We start from the raw sequence: 10,011 nt of genomic DNA, 5'->3' as shown, positions 1-10,011 counted from the left end.
CGCCAGGGCGGTGGCGATTGAGCCGCCCTGGCACGTTCACTGGTCATGGTGTTACAGAGTAGCATTGAACATAAAGTGAACGGAATGTCCACCAGAGCCGTATGTTCCCCCTCACCCCAGCCCTCTCCCTCAATGGAGAGGGGGTCGTCGGAGTAGACATTATTTTGTGTTTGCTCCCTCACCCCGAAGGGAGAGGGAGCAAACACAAAAAACGGCAACCTGGGTTGCCGTTTTGCATTTACCTACGCTACATGGTTCGCCGCGATATCCAGCAGCGCCATCTCTTCACTGTTCAGCAGCTTCTCAATATTCACCAGAATCAGCATACGCTCACCCAGCGCACCCAGACCGGTCAGATATTCGGTCGACAGCGTGACTGCAAACTCCGGCGCAGGGCGGATTTGGTCCGACGTCAGGGAGAGCACATCAGAGACGCCGTCCACCACAATACCCACTACGCGCTGCCCCAGGTTCAGGACAATCACCACGGTGTTGTCGTTGTAGTCAACGTCGCCCTGGCTGAACTTCACGCGCAGATCAACGATAGGCACAATCACGCCGCGCAGGTTGGTGACACCTTTAATAAAAGCAGGCGTGTTAGCGATGCGGGTAACCTGATCATAACCCCGGATTTCCTGCACTTTCAGGATATCGATGCCGTACTCCTCATCGCCTAAAGTGAATACCAGGAATTCCTGCCCTGATGGCTCGCCCGCCAGTTTCGTTACATTACTCATACCGGTCATGTTATTACCTTCTACTTAATCAGGCGGCTGTGTACGCCACACGTTGTTCACGATTTAATCCCTGAAGCGCCGACACATCGACGATCAGCGCCACGCTACCATCACCCAGAATGGTGGCGGCAGAAATACCCGGCACTTTGCGGTAGTTGCTTTCGAGGTTCTTCACCACCACCTGGTGCTGACCAATCAGCTGATCAACCAGCAGCGCGTAGCGGCGGCCCGCACTTTGCAGGATCACAACGATACCCTGCGTGGCCTCTGTCTTCGCCCCGTCCACTTCAAATACTTTCCACAGTTCCACCAGCGGCAGATACTCCCCGCGCACTTCGAGAACGCGCTCGCCGCCCGCCAGCGGATGCAGATCTTCCTCACGCGGCTGCAGGGATTCCATTACGGCGTTCAGCGGCAGGATAAAGACCTCGTCCGCCACTTTGACTGACATGCCGTCCAGGATCGCCAGCGTCAACGGCAGCAGGATGCGAATGGTGGTGCCGGAACCCTGTTTAGACTGGATCTCAACGTGGCCGCCCATCTCCTGGATGTTACGTTTCACCACGTCCATGCCGACGCCGCGCCCGGAGACGTCGGTCACCTGCTCTGCGGTAGAGAAGCCCGGGGCAAAGATCAGCATCCCCACTTCTTCATCAGTCATGTTCTCGCTAACCGCCATCCCCTGCGAAATCGCTTTTGCCAGGATGCGCTCGCGATTAAGGCCCGCGCCGTCATCGGTCACTTCAATGCAGATGTTTCCGCCCTGATGCTCCGCAGAGAGGATCAGATTCCCGACCGGGGATTTCCCGGCAGCAATGCGGTTTTCCGGCAGTTCAATACCGTGGTCGAGGCTGTTACGCACCAGGTGGGTTAACGGGTCAATGATGCGTTCGATCAGGCTCTTATCGAGTTCCGTTGAGCTACCCATCAGGGTCAGTTCAATCTGTTTATTCAGCTTGCTGGCCAGATCGCGGACCAGACGCGGGAAGCGGCTGAAGACATATTCCATCGGCATCATACGGATGGACATCACTGATTCCTGCAGATCGCGGGCGTTACGCTGCAGCTGACCCATGCTGGTAATCAGGTCGCCGTGCGTAACCGGGTCCAGTTCGTTGGAACGCTGCGCCAGCATCGACTGCGTGATAACCAGCTCGCCCACCAGGTTAATCAGCTGATCGACCTTCTCAACCGCAACGCGGATACTGGTTGACTCGCTGGCACGCGCGGCAGGTTTTTCACCACGGCCCGGCGCGGCAGTCTCTTTTGGCACCGCTTTTAATGCCGGGGCCGCAGGCGCAACAGCCGGGGCCGCCGCCTGAGGGACGACCGCCACCTCTTCCGTTGCAGCTGGGGCTTCAACCGCGGCGGTTTCGGTTTCAAAGGCAATCTGGTCGGCTTCAATCACAAAGCACAGCACCGCCACGATGTCGTCCTGACTGATACCGTCATCCAGCGTCGCAGCCAGGCTGTCTTTGCCTTTTACCACGTTGCTTAATTTCGCCAGGTTACCCAGCTCTTCTTCCAGCAGGTTGACTTCATTTTCTTTCAGGCGTGACAGCACCACGCGCAGTTTGCCCGCAGGTGCGTCGGCAGGGGCAGACGCCGGTGCGGCAACCGCATCGACAACGCTCAGCTTTGCGGCCGGCACCACGGCTGCGGCAACCTCACCTTTCGCTTCCAGCGCGAGCTGGCGCAGCGCATTGCAGATGTATTCAAAGCTGGCGGCATCAGGCTCTGCCGAACTTTTATAGGCGTCGAGCTGTTCCTGCATAATATCTTTGGTTTCCAAAAACAGGTTGATAATGTCGGTATTGAGCTGCATCTCACCGCGTCGTGCTTCATCAAGCAGGTTCTCCATTAAATGGGTGGTCTCCTGCAGGATGGTAAATCCAAACGTTCCGGCTCCGCCTTTAATGGAATGCGCCGCACGGAAGATGGCATTGAGCTGCTCGGAATCTGGTGCTTCGGGCACCAGATCGAGTAAGTGTTGCTCCATATCGGCCAACAATTCGTCGGCTTCATCAAAGAATGTCTGGTAAAAATCGCTAATATCCATGCTCACGCTATCACCTCGGATTGGCTGGTGGCGATGTTGGAACGGCAGCCGAAGGAACGGCCCCAGGCTGTTTTAAATCGTCCAGTGACTCATTCTGACTTTCGGCGTTTTCATGCAGGATGGCCTGCTCCGCCTGCTGGTTCAGCACTAAAAGACTGATACGACGGTTGATGGCGTCATCCGGCCCGCGGTCGGAAACGCGCATGGTTGCTGCCATGCCGACCACGCGCAGTACCTTGCCATCATCAAGCCCACCGGCCACCAGCTCGCGACGCGAGGCGTTGGCACGATCGGCAGAAAGCTCCCAGTTGCTGTATCCCTTCTCCCCACTGGCGTACGGGAAATCATCCGTGTGTCCTGACAGGCTGATGCGGTTAGGAATGCCGTTCAGCACCGGAGCAATGGCGCGCAGAATATCGCGCATGTACGGTTCAACTTCCGCGCTCCCGGTTTTGAACATCGGGCGGTTCTGGCTATCAATAATCTGAATACGCAGCCCTTCCTGCACCAGATCGATTTTCAGGTGCGGGCGCAATGCGCGCAGCTTCGGATCTGCTTCAATCAGCTGATCGAGATCGCCACGCAGTTTCTTCAGCCGCGCCTGCTCCATCTTTCTTTTCAGCTCGTCGATGTTCGGCTCTTTTTTCACCTCACCCTTTTGCTGGGTGTAATCATCGCCCCCACCTGGGATCGGGCTTTCGCTGTTAGAGATACGCGGCCCACCGGTCACCGCCGTCGCCAGCGGCGTTCGGAAATATTCGGCAATCTGGATCAGTTCTTTCGGGCTGGAGATGGAGATGAGCCACATCACCAGAAAGAATGCCATCATTGCGGTCATAAAGTCAGCGTACGCGATTTTCCAGGAGCCGTGTGCGCCATGACCCCCGCCCTTGTGCTTGCGTTTTTTTACGATGACGATCGGATGGGACTGGTTTTTCATGCGTCCTCAGTTGTCGTCTGTTGGTTTGGGTTTTTCACCGCACGCACGTGTTCTTCAAGCTCGATAAACGACGGACGCTCGCTGGAATAAAGCGTTTTACGGCCAAATTCAACCGCGATCGGTGGCGCATAACCGTTGAGGTTAGAGAGCAGCGTGATCTTCACGCACTGCATCATTTTGGTGGTTTCCGCGCTCTTCTGGCGCAGGACGCTGGCCAGTGGAGAGATGAAGCCGTACGCCAGCAAGATACCGAGGAAGGTGCCCACCATCGCGTGGGCAATCAGCGCACCCAGTTCGGCTGCCGGGCGGTCTGCCGACGCCAGGGCGTGAACCACCCCCATGACCGCAGCAACGATACCGAATGCCGGCAGGGAGTCGCCCACCAGCGCCAGGCTGTTGGCTGGCACTTCAGATTCACTTTCGTGGGTTTCAATCTCTTCATCCATCAGCGCTTCGATTTCGAAGGTGTTCATGTTGCCGCTGATGATGAGTCGCAGATAATCGACGATGAAATCCAGCATCATGGCGTCTGCAAGAATACGCGGATAGCTGGCAAAAATTTCGCTCTCTTTCGGGTTTTCGATATCCCGTTCAAGCGAGAACATCCCCTGCTGACGCGACTTCGCCATCAGGCGATAGAGCAGTGCCAGCAGGTCCATATACATGCTTTTGGTGTATTTCGAACGACGGAACAGCAATGGAATAGCTTTCAGCGTCCCCTTGATCGATTTACCGTTGTTACCAACGATAAAAGCCCCTACCCCTGCACCGCCGATGATAATAAGTTCAGCCGGTTGATAGAGTGCTCCAAGGTGCCCGCCGGTCATCATGTAACCGCCGAAAACTGTACCGAGAACTACCAGGTAACCTAATAAGATAAGCACGACATCATCCTTCCGCTAGTGACTATGGCAAGGACGTCCAGCTCGCAGCGTTTACCGTTTGCGGGGTAAAAAAAAGCAGCGGTAATTGCTTACCGCTGCTGGAATCTTTCCCACACGTTCGGGTTAAACAGCTTGTTCGATCTGTTCATCCAGCAGTTGTGGAATAATATCGGCAGCATCCCGGGAAAGTTTACGTCTTTTTACTGCGCGGGATGGAGGCTGACATAAACTACAGGCGAAGCTGCCTGCAGGCTGATGAGCATGGGTAATAAAATTGCCATCGCAGCAGTTGCAGCGCGACAGTTCAAGCATTCCGCTCTCAACAAAACGCACCAGCGTCCATGCGCGGGTCAGCGCCAGCAGAGGGCCTTCTTCCTGCTGTGGGCATTGTTCAAGGTAAAGTTTGTACGCTTTGATCACGGCGTCAACGCCGCTACACAAACCGGTTTTGAGAAGATACTGCCAGGCGTTACAGAACATGGACGCGTGAATATTCTGCTCCCATGTCATAAACCAGTCGGTAGAAAACGGCAGCATGCCTTTTGGCGGGGGACTACCACGTAACTCTTTGTACAGCTTGATGAGACGACCACGGCTGAGCTGAGTCTCGCTTTCAAGCATTTGTAAACGAGCACCCAGTGTAATCAGCTCCATCGCCAGCTGTATGTCACGCGCTTCCTGAACAATGCTTTTCTCGCTCATTGCTAGGCCCTTTTCTTACGGGCTACGTCATCAGGCTGGCTGATTTCGTTAAGCAAGCGCGTGGAAAGAAGAATACCGGTATGGATCTGCTGAAGATCGTCAACGCGGGACTCCTGGGTCAGACGCGTGATGGTCTGCGCATCGTCGAAACGGAACTGGCAAACCAGTTGATTCGTTTCAGCCAGTTTAACCATCTGTGGGAGGGTTAAACCACCCAGCATGGTTGCCATTTCTTCGTTAATACCCAGACGAAACATCGCGGACGCTTTGTCCTGACTAATCAAACGCTGCGCGAGCAGTAAATACGACAAATTGATGTCATAGATATGTTTTAGCAACTCGGATGTATGCATTGTTCCCATCCCGAATAACCAACTATTATTTTTATGCGGAAAGACCGCACCCCGTGATGTCGCCGGGAAATCACCCGGTATAAAAAAGAAAAGGCTAAATGCATAGTTGAATTTAGGTTTGTATTCACTGAAACGCGTAAGAGAGAAATCGCGAATGCGTCCCTTACGTGTTTTATCATTTCTTACAAATAACTAAGATTTTTCCTAATTCGACGCAAACTCTACTCGTCAGTTTTGCCACATACAATCCAGCCACCCTCAAATTTAAAAAAAATGTGATCTACGTCACACAATTTAAGTGAATTTGACCCATAAATCCATCAGTATGACTTGTAATTTGTTCACTTATTGACCATTTGGAACTATTTTGTATTCTTAAATGACGAATACTCATGCAGATGGCTTAAAAGAACTGGCACGTAACGTGCTTGCTCTGTCCCGGGCGTCTGTCTGAAACATTCTCGCCAGGCGCCTCTGCGTGACACATTTTTCTTACCGTGAAAAAACATAGAGTTATACAAACAGCCTAAAAACACCGTTTCATAAAGAAACTATTCGAAATGATTTTGTAACGACCAGGAACGATTAAACTGGGAAAAGGTGCATTTGTGTGATTTACGTTAAGTTGTTAATTTTTTTCATTTAGGGCCAATTTTCAGTTATTCTTCTTATAAGAATAATTAATGAATAATTATGATAAGCTTCACACTAATGTCGTAATCCGCTCTTGCAGATCCAGGCAAATCGCGGTAATGGTGATCACACGCTGTCTGTCAGACACCTAAGGAGTGCGCCATGAGTTACTCCCATCTTCTTGTTTCTGTTGCTGTTTCTCCCGAAAGCCATCAACTCCTCGCCCGGGCCGTTTCGATTGCCAGACCCCACAATGCGCGTATCAGTCTTATAACACTGGCGGCCGAACCCGAGATGTATAATCAGCTGGCTGCCCCGATGCTGGAGGATATTCGTGAGGTTCTGCAGGAGGAAACGCAGCAATTTCTGCGTGAGCTGGTCGAAAAGGCACAATATCCTGTTTATGAAACCGTTATAGCGACAGGCGAACTTAATGCACATATTCTGGATATGTGTCGTAAACAGAATATTGATTTAGTGATATGCGGAAATCACAACCACAGCTTTTTATCGCGCGCGGCCTGCGCGGCAAAATCTATTGTCGCCTCAAGCCAGGTTGATGTGTTGTTAGTGCCGCTTGGGGGGCGTTAACCCCCCGGTATAAAATCAGGCGAGTTTAGGGAAAGTCGCGATCTTTTTTTGCAGGTAGCCTTCATGGCTTTGCGGGGCGATATCACGCAAATCCTGAATAAAGCGCGCCTGCCAGTGATTAATATCGTTCTTACGGATCGTCTCCATCATTTCAGCATGGCGGGAAATACGCTCCGTGAGCGGCATCGTCAGGGCACGATTCAGCGCGTTTGCCACATCATCCCGATCGTAAGGGTTTACAATCAGCGCTGAGGTGAGTTCATTTGCGGCCCCGGCAAACTGGGAAAGCACCAGCACCCCAGGATCGGCAGGGTCCTGCGCCGCCACATACTCCTTCGCGACCAGGTTCATCCCGTCCCGCAGCGGCGTGACGAGGCCGACATCCGCATAGCGGAAGACCTTCATCAGGATCTTGCGATCAAAATGCTGATTCAGATAAAAGAGCGGCGTCCAGCCCAGCTGACCGTAGCGGCCATTAATACGCCCTGCTTCAGTCTCCAGCTGATGACGAATGTCCTGGTAGGCCTGAACCTCACCGCGCGAGGTCGGCGCTATCTGGGTATAGCGAATTTTACCGTGATGCTGCGGGTATTTATCCAGCAGCGTTTCATACGCCAGGAAACGTTCCGGCAGCCCTTTGGAATAATCAAGACGCTCGACCGAGAAGATATTTTTGACGTGCTTGAGTTCATTCTTAAGCTGCGCCAGCTTAGGCGGCAGCGGACCGGCGGCCTGCTCAGCGATTTCGTCAGGTTCAATCCCTATCGGATAGACTTCGGTATGGAAGGTTTTCCCCCACGCCGTATGGGTCTTGCCCCCTTTGGTCACCAGACGCGCTTTACCTGACACCGAGTCAAGGAACGCCAGGCGGTCATTTTCAGTCTGGAAGCCCAGTAAATCATAATCACACAGCGCCTCCAGCAATTCTTCATGCGGCGGCAGCGCGGTAAAGATCTCCGGCGTCGGGAACGGAATGTGCAGGAAGAAGCCGATCCGGTTATTGACCCCCCTCTTGCGCAGCTCTCTGGCGAAGGGCAGCAGATGATAATCGTGGATCCATAAAATATCGTCTTCTTCGATTAATGGCAGCAGTTTATCCGCCAGCAGCGCATTCACCCGCGCATAGCCTTCAAAGGATTCCCGCTGGAATTTCACCAGGTCAAGGCGATAGTGAAAGGCAGGCCACAGAACGGCATTGGAGAATTGCGAGTAGTACTCGTCGTAATCTTTCTCTTTCAGGGCGAATGAAGCCCACGTGATGTTTCCGCGCGTGACCTTTTTTAGCGGTTTCTCTTCTTCACTGATTTCACCACTCCAGCCAAACCACAGCCCGCCAGCAGCTTTTAAGGCACCTAATACCCCTACCGCCAGGCCACCTGCACTGGCTTTTTTATCATCAGGCGGTGCAATTCGGTTAGAGACGACGACTAAGCGACCCATAATGGTTTCCCCCTTTGTTTTGCGCTATTTGTTGTTGTTGCTGGTTAGCGATGTCAGATATCCACTGCCAGACGCTGGCGACATCCGCCAGCCGCCATTCGGCGACAGTGTCACCAGGCCCCACCTTGACGGCGATCCCTCCGGCCTGATTTACCACACGAAACCCGGCCTCGTCGGTCAGGTCATCCCCTATGAAAACGGGCGTCCGCCCTTTGAAAGGCGGTGTCGCCATAAACGCGGCAATGGCCGCACCTTTATTGATCCCTTTCGGTTTTAACTCCACGACGCATTTACCGGGCTGCAGTGCCAGCTGCGGATGCGCATCCGCAACCGACTGAGCCAGGGCCAGTACAGCCTCTTCATGCTGCGGTGCCTGGCGATAATGCAGGGCGAAGGCCATGCCTTTGGCTTCCAGCTCGGTGCCAGGCAGGTCAGCCAGCGCAGCAGAGAGCTGCTTCTGGAGCGTTTGCGTGAGTGCGTCGGGGAGTGAAACGATATGCGTTTGATCATGGATGTCGCGGCGCCCCGCTCCGTGTACACCGGCCAGCGGAAAGTGGTATGGACTGGCGAGCATGTCCAGCTCGGCCATTGAGCGCCCTGATATCAATGCCAGTGCTCCCTCATTCATGCGCGAGAGCTGATGCAAATCCTGTAACACCGCCTCCGGAATAGACACCTGATCGGGGTGCGGTTTTATCCCGGCGAGCGTGCCGTCGAGATCGAAAAAGAAAGCATAATGTCCGGGCAGTACAGGCGGTGCGGTTAACAAGTCAGCCACCCTTTTCCTCCTTACGGTTTACGAGAGGTAAACGCCTTTACCTCTTTCATAGCCATGTAAGTATAGACAGTGTGACGTCGCTCGCCATTTGACACCCGGCCCGCCAGTAAAACTGGCGGGCCGGTTAAGGGGTCAACTATGGTTATTAGTTGAGCAATAAAAGAGAGAAAAAAGGGTCAGACAGTTCGCTTCGCTTTTTGCTTGTAACGGTCGAAAATCACGGCTGCCAGCAGGATCAGCCCCCGCACCACGTACTGAGAGAACGGCGAAATATTCAGCAGGTTCATGGCGTTCTCTACCGTCCCCAGAATCAGGATACCGGCCACCACATATGAGATTTTTCCGATGCCGCCTTTGAGGGAAACGCCCCCTAAAACGCAGGCGGAGATGACGATCAGCTCATAACCGATGGAGGTCATTGGCTGGCCGCTGGTCATACGCGACGCCAGGATAATCCCCGCGGCGGCAGAAACCAGCCCTGAGAGCACAAAGATAATAATCTTGGTGCGTACCACCGGCACCCCAGCCAGACGAGCCGCTTCTTCATTACCGCCAATTGCCAGGGTGTTACGGCCAAAGGTGGTCCGGTTAAGCAGGAAGCCGAACAGGATCAGGCAGGCGACGGTCAGCCAGATAGGCGCAGGCAGGCCCAGCCAGTTCGCATAACCCAGGGTAAAGAAGCGCTCGTCTTCAATCCCCACCGCTTTACCGTCGGAGATGATATAGGCCAGCCCGCGGACAATTTGCATCGTCGCAAGGGTGGTGATCAGGGCATTAATCTTCAGACGTGCGATAACAAAACCATTCACCAGACCGCTGATAACGCCAAGTAACAGACCGGCCAGCACGCCAATCCACAGACTCTCCGTCATGTTGATCACCACGGCCGTGGTG

10 protein-coding genes are annotated in these 10,011 nt (G+C 53.7%); 1 reads left to right on the top strand and 9 read right to left on the bottom strand.

The window, feature by feature from the left end:
* Window positions 1-242: 242 nt before the first annotated feature.
* From cheW to flhD, 6 genes are all read right to left on the bottom strand, one after another.
* Window positions 243-746, bottom strand: a complete 504-nt coding sequence (gene cheW / locus LDK53_RS21440) for a chemotaxis protein CheW (protein WP_014884351.1) — start codon at window positions 744-746, stop codon at window positions 243-245.
* Between the two features lie 19 nt (window positions 747-765).
* The gene (gene cheA / locus LDK53_RS21435) at window positions 766-2,802 is read right to left on the bottom strand and encodes a chemotaxis protein CheA (RefSeq protein WP_025760370.1); all 2,037 of its coding nucleotides are present in this window, start codon (window positions 2,800-2,802) and stop codon (window positions 766-768) included.
* A gap of 4 nt (window positions 2,803-2,806) precedes the next feature.
* Window positions 2,807-3,736: a flagellar motor protein MotB gene (motB, locus tag LDK53_RS21430; RefSeq protein ID WP_025760369.1), complete on the bottom strand. Its 930-nt coding sequence runs from the start codon at window positions 3,734-3,736 to the stop codon at window positions 2,807-2,809.
* Window positions 3,733-4,620 carry a flagellar motor stator protein MotA gene (gene motA, locus LDK53_RS21425; RefSeq protein WP_008500417.1) on the bottom strand — a complete coding sequence of 296 codons (888 nt, stop codon included), beginning with the start codon at window positions 4,618-4,620 and terminating at the stop codon, window positions 3,733-3,735. Before motA ends, motB begins: the two co-directional genes overlap by 4 nt.
* A gap of 123 nt (window positions 4,621-4,743) precedes the next feature.
* On the bottom strand, window positions 4,744-5,322 hold the full coding sequence (gene flhC / locus LDK53_RS21420; protein WP_013096051.1) for a flagellar transcriptional regulator FlhC: 579 nt from the start codon (window positions 5,320-5,322) through the stop codon (window positions 4,744-4,746).
* 2 nt (window positions 5,323-5,324) lie between these two features.
* Window positions 5,325-5,675 (bottom strand): flagellar transcriptional regulator FlhD, encoded by a 351-nt coding sequence (flhD, locus tag LDK53_RS21415; RefSeq protein WP_025760368.1) that lies wholly within the window; start codon window positions 5,673-5,675, stop codon window positions 5,325-5,327.
* A 795-nt stretch (window positions 5,676-6,470) separates the two neighbouring features.
* On the opposite strand from flhD, the gene uspC reads away from it, so the two are divergent.
* Window positions 6,471-6,899, top strand: a complete 429-nt coding sequence (gene uspC, locus LDK53_RS21410) for a universal stress protein UspC (RefSeq protein ID WP_025760335.1) — start codon at window positions 6,471-6,473, stop codon at window positions 6,897-6,899.
* Between the two features lie 15 nt (window positions 6,900-6,914).
* On the opposite strand, the gene otsA is transcribed toward uspC, so the two are convergent.
* The 3 genes from otsA to araH all read right to left on the bottom strand — a co-directional run.
* The gene (gene otsA / locus LDK53_RS21405) at window positions 6,915-8,339 is read right to left on the bottom strand and encodes an alpha,alpha-trehalose-phosphate synthase (RefSeq protein WP_047958975.1); all 1,425 of its coding nucleotides are present in this window, start codon (window positions 8,337-8,339) and stop codon (window positions 6,915-6,917) included.
* Entirely contained in the window at window positions 8,314-9,117 is an 804-nt protein-coding gene (otsB, locus tag LDK53_RS21400) for a trehalose-phosphatase (RefSeq protein ID WP_225288021.1), read from the bottom strand. Before otsB ends, otsA begins: the two co-directional genes overlap by 26 nt.
* A 176-nt stretch (window positions 9,118-9,293) precedes the next feature.
* Window positions 9,294-10,011: L-arabinose ABC transporter permease AraH (gene araH / locus LDK53_RS21395; protein ID WP_225288020.1), on the bottom strand; the 718-nt coding region annotated here is incomplete at its 5' end.

The sequence above is a fragment of the Enterobacter sp. K16B genome (assembly GCF_020216105.1).
Lineage (GTDB): Bacteria > Pseudomonadota > Gammaproteobacteria > Enterobacterales > Enterobacteriaceae > Enterobacter > Enterobacter sichuanensis.
This window is presented reverse-complemented; position numbering and strand designations above follow the sequence as displayed.

Excerpts from the sequence above, each read along its gene's own strand:
- otsA (WP_047958975.1), bottom strand. The coding sequence starts at position 8,339 with ATGGGTCGCTTAGTCGTCGTCTCTAACCGAATTGCACCGCCTGATGAT.
- flhD (WP_025760368.1), bottom strand. The coding sequence starts at position 5,675 with ATGCATACATCCGAGTTGCTAAAACATATCTATGACATCAATTTGTCG.
- uspC (WP_025760335.1), top strand. The coding sequence starts at position 6,471 with ATGAGTTACTCCCATCTTCTTGTTTCTGTTGCTGTTTCTCCCGAAAGC.
- flhC (WP_013096051.1), bottom strand. The coding sequence starts at position 5,322 with ATGAGCGAGAAAAGCATTGTTCAGGAAGCGCGTGACATACAGCTGGCG.
- cheW (WP_014884351.1), bottom strand. The coding sequence starts at position 746 with ATGACCGGTATGAGTAATGTAACGAAACTGGCGGGCGAGCCATCAGGG.
- motB (WP_025760369.1), bottom strand. The coding sequence starts at position 3,736 with ATGAAAAACCAGTCCCATCCGATCGTCATCGTAAAAAAACGCAAGCAC.